Genomic DNA, 15,281 nt, shown 5'->3' on the forward strand with positions numbered 1-15,281 from the left:
CTCCTACTGGTTGTAGACGGATTCTTCTTCTTGGACGTACATGGTGACGCCGCCGGTGGCGAAGTTGCGGACGTCCTTGCCCGCCTGCTTCATCTCCTCGGACTGCAACCCGGACTTCATGGTGGCGGCGTCGGGGAAGACGAGGCTCGCGACGGCGTAGTACGGCGGTGTCCCGCCGTCGAGGGCGCTGCACTTGCCCCACGTGAAGTCGGACAGGCCGGGGACCTTGCGTGCCAGCGGCATGTGGGTGTCGCGGTAGTAGGCGTCGAACGCGTCGGGGTCATCGGGCTGGCCGTAACAGACGGCGACCTTGAAGCTCATGCATCTTCTCCTTTGGCGACGAGGGTGAGAACGTCGTACGTTGCGACGGGGTCGCCGTCCTGGTTGACGACGACTGCATCCCAGCGGACTTCACCGTAGTCGGCGCTGCTGCGCGGGGTGATGAGCTTCGCGGTGAGGGTGACGGTGAGGCTGTCGTCGGCCTTGACTGGGGTGAGGAACCGGAGGTTGTCGACGCCGAAGTTGGCGAGGACGGGACCGGGGTTGGGTTCGACGAACAGGCCGGCGGCGAGGGAGACCACCAGGTACCCGTGCGCGACGATGCCACCGAACAGCGGGTTGGCGGCGGCGGCCTCGGGGTCGGTGTGGGCGTAGAACGTGTCGCCGGTGAACTCGGCGAAGTGGTCGATGTCGGCGAGGGTGACCTGGCGGGGGCCGCCGACGATGGTGTCGCCGATCCGCAACTGCGCGAGGTTCTTCCGGAACGGGTGGACGCCGTCGTCGTTGCGCTGGGAGCCGGTGACCCATTTGTTCCCGACGGCGGTGAGGATGTCGGGGGTGGCCTGGACCGCGGTGCGTTGCATGTGGTGCAGGATGCCGCGGATGCCGCCGAGTTCCTCGCCGCCGCCGGCGCGTCCGGGTCCGCCGTGCACGAGGACGGGCAGCGGTGAGCCGTGGCCGGTGGATTCCTTGGCGTCGTCGCGGTTGAGGACGAGGACGCGGCCGTGGAACGGGGCGAGGCCCAGGACGATGTCGCGGGCGAGCGCGGAGTCGCGGGTGACGAGGGAGGCGACGAGGCTGCCCTTGCCGCGGGCGGCGAGTGCGATGACCTCGTCGGTGCTGTCGTATCCGATGACGGTGCTGACGGGACCGAACGCCTCGATGTCGTGGGGTTCGGTGGCGTCCTTGTCGTCGGAGCGCAGCAGGATCGGCGGCAGGAACGCGCCGGTCGCCTTGTCCGCGCCGACGACGTCGAAGTTGTCCGGGTCACCGACCACGATCTGCGCCGACTTGGTGAGTCCGCGAAGCGACTTCAGGACCTCGTCGCGCTGTTCGATGCTGGCGAGGGCACCCATCGTGACGCCTTCGGCGTCGGGGGCGCCGACGACCACGCGGGACAGCCGGGCCTGGGCGGCGGCAATGACGTCGTCCATCAGCGCGGACGGCACGAGGGCGCGCCGGATGGCGGTGCACTTCTGGCCGGCCTTCACCGTCATCTCGGTGACGAGTTGCTTGACGTAGAGGTCGAATTCTTCGCTGCCCGGTTCGACGTCGGAGCCGAGGATGGAGGCGTTGAGCGAGTCGGCCTCGGCGTTGAAGTGGACGCCCTCACCGACGACGTTCGGGTGCGCCCGCAGGGTGGCCGCGGTGTCGGCGGAGCCGGTGAACGCGACGGAGTCCTGCCCGCCGAGGTGGTCGAGCAGCCCGCGGGCGCTCCCCGACAGCAGCTGGACCGAGCCCTCGGGCAGCAGCCCGGATTCGATGATGCGACGGAACACGAGTTCGGTGAGGTACGCCGACTGGCTCGCGGGCTTCACGATCGACGGGACGCCGGCGATGAACGCGGGGGCGAGCTTCTCGAGGAAACCCCACACCGGGAAGTTGAACGCGTTGATCTGGACGGCGACGCCGCGGCGGGACGTGTAGACGTGCTGGCCGAGGAACGTGCCCTTCTTGCCGAGCTGTTCGAACGCTCCGTCGAGGTAGACGGTGTCGTTGGGGAGTTCGCGGCGGGCCTTGCTCGCGTAACTGAGGAGGGTGCCGAAGCCGCCGTCGATGTCGACGCCGGAGTCGCGTTTGGTGGCGCCGGTCGAGGTGGACAGGGCGTAGAACTCGTCCTTGCCCGCCATGAGGGTCAGGGCGAGCGCCTTGAGGGCGGCGGCGCGCTCGTGGAAGGTCAGCTTCGCCAGGGCCGGTCCGCCGACCTCGCGGGCGTAGGTCACCATCTCGCCGAGGTCGAGACCGGTCGCGGAGATGCGCGCCACCTCGGAGCCGTCGACCGCACTCAGCAGCGGGGTTCCCTCGTCCGGCGCGGTGTACCAGCGTCCGGCGGCGTAGCTTTCCAGTAACTTGCTCACGACAACTCCATTTCACCGTACGTTCGGTCGGTTAACAGAATCGTCGCTCTACCCGCTGGTTGTCAAGGGAGGATGTGAAGTTTCCCATCGCGACCTGCCCTTGCGTACCGACCGAAGATTCGGTTATTAATAGACGGCACCCCCGTGAAGGAGAAGACTGTGGCCGAAGTGTTTCTGGTGGACGGAGCCCGTACCCCGCAGGGTCGGTACGGCGGAGCGCTCGCAGGAGTGCGCCCCGACGACCTTGCTGGTCTCGTCGTGGCCGAGGCAGCCCGCCGGGCCGGAATCCCGGGCGAGGTCGTCGACGAGGTGATCCTCGGCGCCGCCAACCAGGCCGGCGAGGACAACCGCGACGTCGCACGCATGGCCGTGCTGCTCGCGGGCCTGCCCGACAGCGTCCCCGGCTACACGGTGAACCGGCTGTGCGCGAGCGGTCTGACCGCCGTCGCGTCGGCCGCGCACACCATCCGCAGCGGCGAGGCCGACATCGTGATCGCCGGCGGCGTCGAGTCGATGACCCGCGCACCCTGGGTGATGGCCAAGCCCGGAACCCCGTGGGCCCGACCGGGGGAGGTGGCCGACACCTCGCTCGGCTGGCGTTTCACCAACCCGCGGTTCACCGCCGCCGACCGTGACGTTCCGGCCGGCGCCGGACCGGACGTCCGCAAGGTGACGCTGTCGATGGGCGAGACGGCCGAGGAGGTCGCCGCGCTCGAGGGCATCACCCGCGCCGAGAGCGACGCGTTCGCGCTGCGCAGCCAGGAACGGGCGATCGCCGCCGTCGACGCCGGCCGGTTCGACCGCGAGATCGTCCCGGTGCCGCTGCGCGACGGGGAACTGACCGCCGACGAGACCCCACGACGGGGCACCACGCTGGAGAAGCTGGGCAAGCTGAAACCGGTGTTCCGCACAGACGGCATCGTCACCGCCGGTTCGTCGTCTTCGCTGTCGGACGGCGCCGCGGCGCTCGTCGTCGCGAGCGAGGCGGCGGTGGAGAAGTACGGCCTGACCGTCCGCGGCCGCATCGTCACCAGCGCCAGCGCGGGCATCGCCCCCAACGTCATGGGTCTGGGTCCGGTCCCGGCGACGCGGAAGGCGCTGGCCCGGGCGAACTGGTCGATCTCCGACCTCGGCGCCGCCGAACTCAACGAGGCCTTCGCGGCGCAGTCGCTCGGGGTGATCCGTCAGCTGAAGCTCGACGAGAGCATCGTCAACGCGGACGGCGGCGCCATCGCGCTCGGTCACCCGCTGGGCTGCTCGGGTGCGCGGATCCTGCTGACGCTGCTCGGCCGGATGGAACGCGAAGGCGCCCGCCGCGGGCTGGCCACGCTGTGCGTGGGCGTCGGCCAGGGCGTCGCGATGCTGATCGAGGCCCCGTGAACACGCTGAAGGTCGAGGACCGCGACGAGCGCATGGTGGTCACGCTGCACCGGCCGGCGCAGCGCAACGCGATCAACGCGGAGATGATCGCCGAACTGCATCAGGTGTGCGCGGTGTTGGAGGCGACGCCGAAGCCGCTGCTGCTGACCGGTGAGGGCGACCACTTCGCGGGCGGCGCCGACATCGCCGAACTGCGCGAACGCGGCCGCGACGAGGCGTTCGCCGGCATCAACCGTAATTTGTTCGATCGCATCGCGAAGCTGCCGCTGCCCACCGTCGCCGCGGTCAGCGGATACGCGCTCGGCGGCGGCGCCGAACTGTCCTACGCCTGCGACCTCCGCATCGCCACCGAGACCGCGGTCTTCGGGAACCCGGAGCCCGGCCTGGGCATCATGGCCGCGGCGGGCGCGAGTTACCGGCTGCCCGAACTGGTCGGCAAGTCCGTCGCCAAGCAGGTCCTGCTCGGCGGCCGGAACCTCGACGCCGACGCGGCGCTGCGGCACGGACTCGTGATGGACGTTGTCCCCGCCGGCGAGCACGTCGCCGCCGCCGAGAAGGCGATCGACCGCATCACCCGTTCGGCGCCGCTGGCCCTGAAGCTGACCAAGATCATCGTCGACGCACCGGGCTCGCACCCGTTCGCCGACGACATCGCCCAGGCGGTGCTGTTCGAGAGCCGCGACAAACACGACCGCATGACGGCCTTTCTGGAGAAGAAGAAATGACGAGCACAGCACCGAAGAATGTCGGCGTCGTCGGCGGCGGCCGGATGGGCGCGGGCATCGCGCAGGTCTTCGCCACCCTCGGCTCCACCGTCACCATCGCCGAGAGCGGCGACCGGCAGGCGGCCCTGCAGCGGGTGTCCGACGGACTCGACCGAGCGCACGAGCGCGGCAAGCTCGGCGACGCCGACCCCGCGACGATCCTCGGACGGGTGTCGACGGTGAAGGCGCCCGACGCGCTCCCGCCCGCCCTTGATCTGGTGGTCGAGGCTGTGCCGGAACTGGTCGACCTCAAGCTCGGCGTGCTCGCACTGGTCGAGAAGACCGTCTCGCCCGCCACCGTGATCGCTACCAACACGAGCTCGATCTCCATCGCCGAACTCGGTGCCGCGCTGAACGATCCGGCCCGCCTGATCGGGATGCACTTCTTCAACCCGGTCCCGGCGTCGACGCTCGTGGAGATCGTGCGTGCCCCCGCCACCGACGCCGGGGTGGTCGAGAAGGTCCGCGAGTGGGTGTCGCTGCTGGGTAAGACCGAGGTGCTCGTCAACGACTCCCCGGGCTTTGCAACCAGTCGGCTCGGAGTGTGCCTCGGGCTCGAGGCGATCCGGATGCTCGAGGAGGGCGTCGCCGACGCCGAGTCCATCGACCGGGCCATGGAGCTGGGATACCGGCACCCGATGGGGCCGCTGCGGTCCACCGACCTGGTCGGCCTCGACGTCCGGCTCGCGATCGCCGAGCACCTCGCGAAGACCCTCGGCGAGCGGTTCGCGCCGCCCGCCCTGCTCCGCGAGAAGGTCGCCCGCGGCGAACTCGGCCGCAAGACCGGCCAAGGCTTCTACACCTGGTCCTGAGAGGCCACCCACCACAACCAGCAGGAGGCGCATTCTCATGAGCAGTAACGACGTGATCGGACTTTCCGTGGACGCGGGACTGGCCACCATCACCCTGCGCAGGGCGGGCGCGTCCAACGCGCTCGACCGCGCGGTGAAGGAACAGTTGCTCGCCGCGGTCGAGAAGGTGGCCGGCGACGACAGTGTGCGTGCCCTGCTGCTGGCGGCGGAGGGGAAGAACTTCTGCGTCGGCCAGGATCTGGCCGAGCACGTAACCGGCCTCGAGGCCGATCCCGCACACGCGATGGACACCGTCGCCGAGCACTACAACCCGCTGCTCCGGGCCCTGGCCGGGGTCCGGGTGCCGGTGGTCGTCGCGATCAACGGGGCGTGCGTCGGGGCGGGTCTCGGCATCGCCCTCGCCGGCGACATCCGGATCGCGGGGGAGGGCGCCAAGTTCGCCACCGCGTTCACCGGGATCGCCCTGGCCGGGGACTCCGGCCTCAGTCACACGCTCGTCGAGGCGCTCGGGGCGAGCCGCGCGACGGGGCTGATGATGCTCGGCGACCGGTTCACGGCCGCGCAGGCGCTGGACTGGGGGCTGGTGCACCGGGTGGTGCCCGACGCCGAACTCGGGGACGCGGCAGCCGCGCTGGCGAAGCAGCTCGCCGACGGTCCCACCGCCGCGTATGCGCAGGTCAAGTCGCTGGTCTCGGCGGCGTCCACGGGGCTGTCGGAGGCGCTCGAGCGGGAGCGTGCGGCCGCGGAGGCGCTCGGGCAGTCGAAGGACCACCGCAGTGCGGTCGACGCGTTCCTCGCGAAACGCACACCCACCTTCGAAGGACACTGACGTAATTCGGCTCCCGCCCTTGTGTGGGCGGGGGCGGGCATGCATACTTGATACCAACCGATCATTCGGTAATAGAGGTAGGACATATGACCACGTCACACGCTTCCGATGAGCTGCAAACGCTCTTCGATGACACCATCGCCGCCGACCAGAGGGTCGAGCCCCGGGACTGGATGCCCGACGGCTACCGCAAGACGCTGATCCGGCAGATCGCGCAGCACGCGCACTCGGAGATCATCGGCATGCAGCCGGAGGGCAACTGGCTCACCCGGGCGCCGTCGCTGCGTCGCAAGGCGATCCTCATGGCGAAGGTCCAGGACGAGGCCGGGCACGGCCTGTACCTGTACTCGGCCGCCGAGACGCTCGGAGCCGACCGCGCCGACCTCACCCAGAAGCTGATCGAGGGCAAGCAGAAGTACTCCTCGATCTTCAACTACCCGACGCTCACCTACGCCGACGTGGGAGTCATCGGCTGGCTGGTCGACGGCGCCGCGATCTGCAACCAGGTGCCGTTGTGCCGCAGCTCCTTCGGGCCGTACGCCCGCGCGATGATCCGGGTCTGCAAGGAGGAGTCGTTCCACCAGCGTCAGGGCTTCGAACTGCTGATGACGATGATGCGCGGCAGCGACGCCCAGCGGGAGATGGTGCAGGAGTCGGTGAACCGGTGGTGGTGGCCGGCGCTGATGATGTTCGGACCGCCGGACGACCAGTCGCCGAACTCCGAGCAGTCCATGAAGTGGCGCATCAAGCGGCACACCAACGACGAACTCCGTCAGCGGTTCGTCGACATGTCCATCCCGCAGGCCGAGGTGCTCGGCGTGACGTTCCCGGATCCGGACCTGAAGTGGAACGCCGAGCGCGGCGCTCACGACTTCGGGGAGCCCGACTGGAGCGAGTTCATGCAGGTGATCAAGGGCAACGGCGCTTCGAGCGTCGAGCGCGTCGCCAACCGGCGGGCAGCACACGAGAACGGGGCGTGGGTGCGGGAGGCCGCAACGGCCTTCGCCCGCCGCGAGAGCAACAAGGAGAACGCACGATGAGCACGGACGACACCGCGGTGCGCGCGGACTGGCCCCTGTACGAGGTGTTCCTGCGGGGCAAGCGCGGACTCAACCACGTCCACGTCGGATCCCTGCACGCCGCCGACGACGAGATGGCCGTCCGCCACGCGCGGGACGTGTACACCCGGCGCAACGAGGGTGTGAGCATCTGGGTGGTGCGGTCCAGTTCGATCGTGGCGTCCAGCCCGTCGGAGAAGGACCCGTACTTCGCGCCCAGCGGCGACAAGGTGTACCGGCACCCCACGTTCTACGAGATCCCCGACAACGTTCCCCACATGTGATCCGGCCCAGACCGTTTCGCAGGCCGACGAGAATTCCGAGGATGTACCGATGACCGACCACGACAACGCCTACGACGGCCTCGTCGACGAAGACAGCCACGGCCAGTGGGCTTTCGGCACCAGCTTCGACGACCCCCTGGCCGGCGTCGACACCACGGTTCCGGGTGACGTCGACCTTGCCGCCCTGGCCGGATACTGCCTGATGCTCGGCGACGACGCGCTGATCAGCTCGCAGCGGCTCGCCGAGTGGAGCACGCGCGCACCGGAACTCGAGGAGGAGGTGGCGCTCGCGAACGTCGGCCTCGACCTGCTCGGTCAGGCGCGACTGCTGCTCGCCCGGGCGGCCGCCGCGGACGCGTCGGTGGTGCCGTTCATTTCGGACACGAGCCCGATTCCCGCCGAGGACGCGCTCGCGTTCTTCCGCGACGAGAACCGGTTCCGCAACACCCGTCTGGCCGAACTCGACAACGGCGACTTCGCGCAGACCGTTACACGACTGCTGGTCTTCGCCACGTGGCGACTGGCCCTGTTCGACCGCCTGCGCACCTCCCGCGACCCCGTTCTCGCGGCGGTCGCGGTGAAGGGCGTCAAGGAACTGACCTACCACCGCGACTACGCCGCCCGGTGGGTGGTGACGCTCGGTTGCGGTACGGCAGAGTCGAAGTCGCGCATGGAGGACGCCGTTGCCCGGGTGTGGCCGTACGTCGAGGAACTCTTCACCCCGACGACCGAGGAACTCGCCCTCGCCGCTGTGGGTGTCGGCGTCGACCCGCGGGACCTCCGCGAGGAATTCGACACCGTCCTCGCCCAGGTGCTCAAGGCCGCGGAACTCACCGCCCCCACGGGCCGGACCGTCGGCACCGTCGGCGGCCGAGCCGGACGTCAGGGCCTGCACACCGAGGCCCTCGGACTGCTGCTCGCCGAGATGCAGAGCGTGGCCCGGGCCCATCCGGAAGGAGTGTGGTGACATGACCACCGCAGTGCGCAGCGACGCCCGCCGCCTCGCCGAGTCCGTCCTGGACCCGGAGATGCCGATGCTCACGCTCGCCGATCTGGGAGTGCTCCGCGACGTCGAGGAGAACGCCGACGGATCGGTGGTCGTCACGATCACCCCCACCTACTCCGGGTGCCCCGCCATGGCCACGATGCGCGACGACATCGAGCACACCCTGCAGGACGCCGGCTTCGGCAGCGTCGAGGTCCGGACCGTCCTGTCGCCGCCGTGGAGCACCGACTGGATCAGCGACGACGGCCGGCGCAAGCTGCGCGAGAACGGCTACTCGACACCGGGTCCCGCGCCGCTGCGCACGTCCGGGCCCGTCCCGCTGACCCTCACCGTCAAGCCGCGGGCCGTCACGTGCCCGGTCTGCCACTCCGCCAACACCCGTCTCGACTCGGAATTCGGGGCGACGCTGTGCAAGGCGCTGTACCGGTGCCTCGACTGCCTCGAACCCTTCGATCACGTGAAGGAAATCTGATCATGACCACAGCGGTGTCCCCGAAGCCCGGCGCGGCGTTGCGCAACAGGGCGTTCCACACGCTCACCGTCGCCGACGTCGAATCCCTCTGCGACGACGCGGTCGCGGTCACGTTCGACGTCCCCGCCGACCTCGCCGACGAGTTCGCGTTCGGCCCCGGCCAGTCGCTCACCCTGCGGCGCACGATCGACGGCGTCGAGCACCGCCGCTCGTACTCCATCTGCGCGCCTGCCGGTTCGGCGCCGCGGGTCGGTGTGCGCGAGGTGTCCGACGGCCTGTTCTCGACGTGGCTCGTCCGCGACGTCCGGCCCGGCGACCGGATCGAGGTGCAGGGCCCGAGCGGATCGTTCGTCGCCGACCCCGAGGCCGGTGGCAGGCACGTGCTGATCGCCGCCGGATCGGGCATCACCCCGATGCTGTCGATCGCCGCGTCGATGCTCGCCAACCCCGAGGCCGAAGTCGTTCTCCTGTACGGAAACCGGCGCACCCGCTCGGTGATGTTCGCCGAGGAGATCGCCGACCTCAAGGACACGTACGGGTCCCGCTTCGACATCATCCACGTCCTGTCCCGCGAGCCCCGCGAGGTGGAACTGTTCACCGGGCGCCTCGACGCCGACCGGTTGCGTGCCCTCTTCACGTCCATCGTGCCGCTCGCCGACATCGACCACTTCTGGCTCTGCGGCCCGTTCGGGATGGTCACCGACGCCGAGACGGTGCTCGGGGAACTGCAGATCGACAAGAGCCGCGTGCACCACGAACTGTTCTTCGTCGACGACGTCCCGCCGCCGATGGAGAAGCACCGCGAACCCGGTGTCACCGGGCCGAGCAGCGAGGTGACCCTCGTCCTGGACGGCCGCTCGACCACCGCGACGTTGCCGCGGGACGAGTCGATCCTCGACGCCGCCGAGAAATACCGCTCCGACCTCCCGTTCGCCTGCAAGGGCGGCGTCTGCGGAACGTGCCGCGCCAAGATCACGTGCGGTGACGTGGACATGCGCCGCAACTACGCGCTCGAGGACTACGAGGTCGACTCCGGCTTCGTGCTGACGTGCCAGACCTTCCCGGTCAGCGACAACGTGACCGTCGATTTCGACGCCTGACCTTACCCAGCCCGCCCACCCCGGAGACTAGAATGACCAGTATCGCCACCCCCTCGCAGGACATCGAGTTCGCCACGCGCGACCGGATCTCGACGCTGCAACTCGAACGTCTGCAGTGGTCACTTCTCCACGCGTACACCAACGTTCCGCATTACCGGAAGGCGTTCGACGACGCCGGTGTGCACCCGAGCGACCTGAAGGACCTGTCCGATCTGGCGAAGTTCCCGTTCACCGCGAAGGCGGACCTGCGGGCGAACTACCCGTTCGGGATGTTCGCGGTGCCGCAGGAGAAGGTCTCCCGCATCCACGCCTCCTCCGGCACCACGGGCAGGCCGACGGTGGTCGGGTACACCGCGAACGACATCAGCAACTGGGCCGACCTGATCGCCCGGAGCCTGCGGGCCGGTGGCGTGAAACCGTCCGACAAGGTGCACGTCGCGTACGGGTACGGACTGTTCACCGGCGGCCTCGGCGCGCACTACGGTGCGGAACGGCTGGGCTGCACGGTGATCCCGATGTCCGGGGGCATGACCGACCGCCAGATCCAGCTGATCGAGGACTTCGAACCCGACGCGATCATGGTGACCCCGTCGTACATGCTCACGATCGTCGACGCGATGATCAAGAAGGGCATCGACCCGTCGAAGACGTCGCTGCGGACCGGGGTGTTCGGCGCGGAGCCGTGGACCGAGGAGATGCGAACCGAACTCGAGAAGCAGCTGAACATGGACGCCGTCGACATCTACGGACTGTCCGAGGTGATGGGCCCCGGTGTGGCGATGGAATGCGTCGACACCAAGGACGGCCTGCACATCTGGGAAGACCACTTCTACCCGGAGATCATCGACCCGGTCACCGGCGACGTCCTCCCCGACGGCGAGGAGGGCGAACTCGTCTTCACCTCGCTCACCAAGGAGGCCATGCCGATCATCCGGTACCGCACCCGCGACCTCACCCGCCTGCTGCCGGGCACGGCGCGGTCGGTGCGGCGGATGCAGAAGGTCACCGGGCGCACCGACGACATGATCATCCTGCGCGGGGTGAATCTGTTCCCCACCCAGATCGAGGAACTGATCCTCACAATCTCCGCGCTGGCCCCGCAGTTCCAGTGCATCCTCGACCGCCCCGGTAGGATGGACGAACTGACCGTACGAGTCGAAGCCCGCCCCGACGCGTCCGCCACCGATCACCCCCGTTCCGCCGCCGAACTCCAGAAGCTGGTCAAGAACCGCATCGGAGTGAGCGTGAAGGTGGATGTGGTCGCCCCCGGCGCACTGGAGCGGTCGCTCGGCAAGGCACGGCGACTGATCGACAACCGCTCCGCTCTGTGAGGTGATCGAAGGTGCGTCTCGGTGGTGAACACGCGCGTCACGACGACGGCCAGTTCGAACACTGGCGGCAGGCCGTCTCCACGGCGTTCGTCCCACTCGCCGTGGTGTCCACCGCCGAGGACGGCGAGGCCAGGTTCACCGGGACCCTGCGCACCACCGCGCTCGGCGGACTGCAGCTCAGCGAGGTCGGGGGACGGGCGGTGGACGTCCGGCGGACCCGCACGTCCATCAAGCGGTCCGACCCCGGCCTGGTGAAGGTGGGCCTGCAACTGTCGGGCCGCGGCGTCATCGTCCAGGACGACCGTGAGGCCGTGCTCGGGCCCGGCGATTTCGCCGTCTACGACACCAGCAAGCCGTACGACCTGCACTTCGCCGGCGACTTCAGCATGTTCGTGCTGATGTTTCCCCGCGAACTGCTGCGCATAGCCTCGCGGGAACTGGGCACGGTGTCAGCGCGCCGCATCCGCGGTAGCACCGGGATGGGCGCGCTCGTCTCGCCGTTCCTGACGAACCTCCACCACTCCGTCGTGACCGGCACGATGCCGACGACCCCCCTCGTCGAGGACGCGGTCGTCGACCTGCTCAGTGCCGCGGTGCAGGCGGAGGCACCGGCCGACGCCACCGCTCCCGGCGCGACACTGCTGCTCCGTGTGAAGTCGTTCGTCGACGCGCACCTGCACGACCCCGCGCTCGACACCGCCACGGTGGCGTCCCACCACCACGTGTCGACGCGGCACCTGCAGAAGATGTTCGAGGCGGACGGGCACACAGTGGCCGGGTGGATCCGTCACCGCAGGCTCGAGAAGTGCCGCCGCGATCTCAAGGACGTCCGCTTCCGTGGCGAGAGCATCGGAACCATCTGTGCCCGGTACGGTCTCGTCAGCTCTTCGCACTTCTCGCGGCTGTTCAAGGACACGTACGGCGTGTCGCCGCGAGCCTTCCGCGAACAGGAACTCCTGTCGATCAGCGTGTGAGGTCGGCGCACCGCTCCACGTGAGTGGGAAAGCGTGCCGGAACACACTTTCCCACTCACGTGCGGAGGGCGACTCGCTCGTCCGTGGGCGTTGTCAGAGAACGGATTCCAGCCAGGCGGCCGTGTCGAACAGGCGTTGCTCGGCGCCGGGGCGCCCGATCAGCTGCAATCCGAGGGGCAGGCCTGCGCTGTCGCGCTTGCCGGGGATGGTGACCACGGGCAGGCCCATCGCCTGCCACGGTCGGCTCAGCACGGGCGTCCCCGTCGCGTCGTTGCCGCGGGGAGCGGCGCCGAGTGCGGCGGGTCCGAGGACGGCCTCGTCCTCGTCCAGCGCCGCGAGCAGCAACTGCCGGATTTCGGTGATTCCGGCCAGGGCGGCGCGGTACTGAGCCTCGGTGGTCTGGGCTCCCGCGGTGAACAATTCGGCGAGGGGTGCACTGATCTTGTCGAGCTGCGCCGCCTCGACGGCGCGTTCCCGGGCGGCGTCGTACGCCATCACCGTGTGGTGGTGTTCCGTCAGCGCCACGACGGCCGCGGCGGCGTCGACCTCACGGCATCGAACACCCGCGGACTGCGCGGCACCCGCGGTGGTCCTGAGCGCCGCCGTCATGTCCGGGGACACCTCGCCGAGTTCGAACCCACTCCACAGGCGGAGCCGGCGCGGCGCGGAAGGCTCGAGAGCGGGCGCCCGGGTGCCGTCGCGCAGCGCCGTCCACGCGAAGTGCAGATCGGACACCGTGCGTGCCAGCAGCCCCACCGTGTCGAGACGGGGACTCAATCCGGTGATGCCGGCGGTCGGGAGTTCGCCGTGGGCGGTGACGAAACCCGCGACTCCGCAGAACGACGCCGGCCGGGTCAGCGATCCCGCGGTCTGCGTGCCGAACGCCAGCGGCACCATGCCCGCGGCCACCGCTGCCGCCGAGCCGCTCGACGACCCGCCGGGGGTGTGGTCCACGGCGCGCGGATTGCGGGTGGGGCCGGGCTTGAAGTACCCGAACTCGGTGGTCACGGTCTTGCCGACCGGGAGCGCGCCGAGTGCGCGCGCACGCGCCACACAGTCGGCGTCCGTCGCCGCCGGTTCCGCGCTCCGGAGCTCACTGCCGCAGCGCGTCGGCATGCCGGCGACGTCGATCAGATCCTTGACGCCGACGGGAACACCCCACAGCACTCTGCCGGGGTCGCTGGATTGGATCCGGGCGGCCGCCGACCGCACCGCGTCGGGATCGAGGTGGGCCCAGGCGCGGATTGCCGGGTCCTGGTCCGCGATCTGCGCGAGTGCCGCCTCCGCCACGTCGACCGGCGTCGTCGAACCCGCCGACAGCTGTTCGACCAGGTCCCGAAGTGGTGACCGTAGTTCCGTCTTCATTGCATCGCCGCCATCGTGTCGTCGTTCTTCGTCTCGGTCTGTCCGGTGAGCGCCCGGGTGCGCATCACCGAGAAGAGGCGGTCGGCCCGTGCCTTGGTCTCCCCGGACGGCGCCGACAGCAGTGCGACGACGACGGACACCGCCAGCGAGAGGGGCGCCACGGCGAGTGCCGGGTTCGAGAATCCGAGGATGGAGTCCGGCCCCTGGACGACCGGGCTGAGCAGGATGACGGTGATCGACAGCACCAGCCCGACGACGATGCCGGAGATGACGGCCCGCGCCGTCATACGCTTCCAGTACATGGTCAGCAGCAGCGCAGGCAGGTTCGCGCACGCGGCGATGGACATTCCCAGCGACGCGAGAAACGCGACGTTCTGCTTCTGCGCCGCGAACGCGATGGCGACACCGATGACGCAGGTCGCCACGGTCGCCACCCGGGCCGCGCGGTGCTGAGCCTTCGCCGATACCGATCCGTTCCGGATCACCTGCCCGTACAGATCGTGTGCGATCGCACCCGATGTCGCGATCACCAGTCCGGACAGTGCGGCCAGAATGGTCACGAACGCCACGGCCGCGACGAACGCCAGCAGCACTCCGCCGCCGACGGTTTCCGCGAGCTGCGCGACCGCGAGGTTGCCGCCGCGGTTCTCGGACTTGATCACCTCGACCCCGACCAGCTTGGCGGCGCCGTAGCCGAGCACGGGAACGAGGAGGTAGAAGGCGAAGAAGATCCAGATCGCCGTGTAGGCGGACGTTCTCGCCTGCCTCGCGTCCGGGACGGTGAGGAATCGGATCATGACGTGCGGCAGGCCGAGCACGCCGAGAACGAGCCCGACTGTCTGCGACAACTGATCGAACGACGCCGCGCCCGACGTGCGCTGCGGTGCGACGAACGACTGACCGAATTCGGCGAGCGCGGTGCTGAACGGGCCGAAGGGGTTGAAGTCGAAGCGCACCAGCACGAGAACGAACAGCACGACGGCACACACCATGAGCAGACCGGTCTTGATGATCTGGATCCAGCTGGTGGCGAGCATCCCGCCGACGAGCGTGTATGCGGTGGTGAGTGTTCCGATGATCAGCACGGCCACCGCGTAGTCGAGGTCGAACAGCAGCGACACCAGCAGTGCGGCACCGACCAACTGCGACACGAGGTAGACCACGCTGATCACCACCGTGCTGAGCGCCATCATCGAGCGCACGTCCTTGCCGGGGAAGCGGGTGGCGAGGACATCCGCCAGCGTGAAGCGGCCGAGGTTGCGCAGCGGTTCGGCGATCAGCAGCATCGCGAGAACGAACGCGACGGGCACGAAGACCGCGAGATAGAACCCGCTGAAACCGGTCAGGGCGATCGCACCGGTGACACCGAGAAACGAGGCGGCAGAGATGAAGTCGCCGGCGATCGCGACACCGTTCTGGCGACCGGTGAGACTGCCGCCGGCGACGTAGTGATCGGCCGCCGACTTGTTCCGCTTGGACGCCCACGCGGTGATCATCAGGGTGACGGCGACGAGCGCCGCGAAGAGTGACGCAGAGACGAGGTTCACGG

15 protein-coding genes are annotated in these 15,281 nt (G+C 69.2%); 11 read left to right on the forward strand and 4 right to left on the reverse strand.

The features are described 5' to 3' along the window. Window positions 1-3 precede the first annotated feature (3 nt). Window positions 4-321, reverse strand: a complete 318-nt coding sequence (locus tag CJ179_RS14780; RefSeq protein WP_095862069.1) for an EthD family reductase — start codon at window positions 319-321, stop codon at window positions 4-6. Then, window positions 318-2,357, reverse strand: a complete 2,040-nt coding sequence (paaZ, locus tag CJ179_RS14785) for a phenylacetic acid degradation bifunctional protein PaaZ (protein WP_072936984.1) — start codon at window positions 2,355-2,357, stop codon at window positions 318-320. Before paaZ ends, CJ179_RS14780 begins: the two co-directional genes overlap by 4 nt. A 159-nt stretch (window positions 2,358-2,516) precedes the next feature. Between paaZ and CJ179_RS14790 the strand changes: the two genes are divergently transcribed. The 11 genes from CJ179_RS14790 to CJ179_RS14840 all read left to right on the forward strand — a co-directional run bounded on the left by CJ179_RS14790 (window position 2,517) and on the right by CJ179_RS14840 (window position 12,367). Further along, window positions 2,517-3,737 (forward strand): thiolase family protein, encoded by a 1,221-nt coding sequence (locus tag CJ179_RS14790; protein ID WP_095862693.1) that lies wholly within the window; start codon window positions 2,517-2,519, stop codon window positions 3,735-3,737. After that, window positions 3,734-4,462 (forward strand): enoyl-CoA hydratase/isomerase family protein, encoded by a 729-nt coding sequence (locus CJ179_RS14795; RefSeq protein ID WP_095862070.1) that lies wholly within the window; start codon window positions 3,734-3,736, stop codon window positions 4,460-4,462. Before CJ179_RS14790 ends, CJ179_RS14795 begins: the two co-directional genes overlap by 4 nt. Then, window positions 4,459-5,313, forward strand: a complete 855-nt coding sequence (locus CJ179_RS14800) for a 3-hydroxyacyl-CoA dehydrogenase family protein (protein ID WP_095862071.1) — start codon at window positions 4,459-4,461, stop codon at window positions 5,311-5,313. Before CJ179_RS14795 ends, CJ179_RS14800 begins: the two co-directional genes overlap by 4 nt. 37 nt (window positions 5,314-5,350) lie before the next feature. After that, window positions 5,351-6,142 (forward strand): enoyl-CoA hydratase-related protein, encoded by a 792-nt coding sequence (locus tag CJ179_RS14805; RefSeq protein ID WP_095862072.1) that lies wholly within the window; start codon window positions 5,351-5,353, stop codon window positions 6,140-6,142. 86 nt (window positions 6,143-6,228) lie between these two features. After that, complete coding sequence (paaA, locus tag CJ179_RS14810; protein WP_072936988.1) at window positions 6,229-7,182, forward strand: 1,2-phenylacetyl-CoA epoxidase subunit PaaA; 954 nt, start codon at window positions 6,229-6,231, stop codon at window positions 7,180-7,182. Then, window positions 7,179-7,484: a 1,2-phenylacetyl-CoA epoxidase subunit PaaB gene (gene paaB, locus CJ179_RS14815; RefSeq protein ID WP_072936989.1), complete on the forward strand. Its 306-nt coding sequence runs from the start codon at window positions 7,179-7,181 to the stop codon at window positions 7,482-7,484. Before paaA ends, paaB begins: the two co-directional genes overlap by 4 nt. Window positions 7,485-7,533: 49 nt before the next feature. Next, complete coding sequence (paaC, locus tag CJ179_RS14820; RefSeq protein WP_072936990.1) at window positions 7,534-8,451, forward strand: 1,2-phenylacetyl-CoA epoxidase subunit PaaC; 918 nt, start codon at window positions 7,534-7,536, stop codon at window positions 8,449-8,451. Window position 8,452: 1 nt separating this feature from the next. Next, window positions 8,453-8,962, forward strand: a complete 510-nt coding sequence (gene paaD / locus CJ179_RS14825; protein ID WP_095862073.1) for a 1,2-phenylacetyl-CoA epoxidase subunit PaaD — start codon at window positions 8,453-8,455, stop codon at window positions 8,960-8,962. A gap of 2 nt (window positions 8,963-8,964) precedes the next feature. Next, window positions 8,965-10,062, forward strand: coding sequence for a 1,2-phenylacetyl-CoA epoxidase subunit PaaE (paaE, locus tag CJ179_RS14830; RefSeq protein WP_072936992.1), 1,098 nt, complete (start codon window positions 8,965-8,967; stop codon window positions 10,060-10,062). A 32-nt stretch (window positions 10,063-10,094) separates the two neighbouring features. Beyond that, window positions 10,095-11,393: a phenylacetate--CoA ligase PaaK gene (gene paaK / locus CJ179_RS14835; protein WP_072936993.1), complete on the forward strand. Its 1,299-nt coding sequence runs from the start codon at window positions 10,095-10,097 to the stop codon at window positions 11,391-11,393. An 11-nt stretch (window positions 11,394-11,404) separates the two neighbouring features. After that, window positions 11,405-12,367, forward strand: a complete 963-nt coding sequence (locus CJ179_RS14840; RefSeq protein ID WP_095862074.1) for a helix-turn-helix domain-containing protein — start codon at window positions 11,405-11,407, stop codon at window positions 12,365-12,367. A 93-nt stretch (window positions 12,368-12,460) separates the two neighbouring features. Here CJ179_RS14840 and CJ179_RS14845 read toward each other — a convergent pair whose 3' ends face one another. Both CJ179_RS14845 and CJ179_RS14850 read right to left on the reverse strand, forming a co-directional pair. Continuing rightward, a complete protein-coding gene (locus CJ179_RS14845; RefSeq protein WP_095862075.1) occupies window positions 12,461-13,732 on the reverse strand; it encodes an amidase in 1,272 nt (423 codons plus the stop codon). Next, window positions 13,729-15,279, reverse strand: coding sequence for a cation acetate symporter (locus tag CJ179_RS14850; protein WP_095862076.1), 1,551 nt, complete (start codon window positions 15,277-15,279; stop codon window positions 13,729-13,731). The genes CJ179_RS14845 and CJ179_RS14850 overlap by 4 nt, the downstream gene beginning before the upstream one ends. Window positions 15,280-15,281 lie beyond the last annotated feature (2 nt).

This window comes from Rhodococcus sp. ACS1, assembly GCF_002300155.1.
In the GTDB taxonomy this organism is placed as follows: domain Bacteria; phylum Actinomycetota; class Actinomycetes; order Mycobacteriales; family Mycobacteriaceae; genus Rhodococcus_F; species Rhodococcus_F koreensis.

What these genes read in the sequence shown, in the direction of transcription:
- CJ179_RS14780 (WP_095862069.1), bottom strand. Translation starts at nt 321, where the DNA reads ATGAGCTTCAAGGTCGCCGTCTGTTACGGCCAGCCCGATGACCCCGAC.
- CJ179_RS14800 (WP_095862071.1), top strand. Translation starts at nt 4,459, where the DNA reads ATGACGAGCACAGCACCGAAGAATGTCGGCGTCGTCGGCGGCGGCCGG.
- CJ179_RS14805 (WP_095862072.1), top strand. Translation starts at nt 5,351, where the DNA reads ATGAGCAGTAACGACGTGATCGGACTTTCCGTGGACGCGGGACTGGCC.
- paaA (WP_072936988.1), top strand. Translation starts at nt 6,229, where the DNA reads ATGACCACGTCACACGCTTCCGATGAGCTGCAAACGCTCTTCGATGAC.
- paaB (WP_072936989.1), top strand. Translation starts at nt 7,179, where the DNA reads ATGAGCACGGACGACACCGCGGTGCGCGCGGACTGGCCCCTGTACGAG.
- paaC (WP_072936990.1), top strand. Translation starts at nt 7,534, where the DNA reads ATGACCGACCACGACAACGCCTACGACGGCCTCGTCGACGAAGACAGC.
- paaD (WP_095862073.1), top strand. Translation starts at nt 8,453, where the DNA reads ATGACCACCGCAGTGCGCAGCGACGCCCGCCGCCTCGCCGAGTCCGTC.
- paaE (WP_072936992.1), top strand. Translation starts at nt 8,965, where the DNA reads ATGACCACAGCGGTGTCCCCGAAGCCCGGCGCGGCGTTGCGCAACAGG.
- paaK (WP_072936993.1), top strand. Translation starts at nt 10,095, where the DNA reads ATGACCAGTATCGCCACCCCCTCGCAGGACATCGAGTTCGCCACGCGC.
- CJ179_RS14845 (WP_095862075.1), bottom strand. Translation starts at nt 13,732, where the DNA reads ATGAAGACGGAACTACGGTCACCACTTCGGGACCTGGTCGAACAGCTG.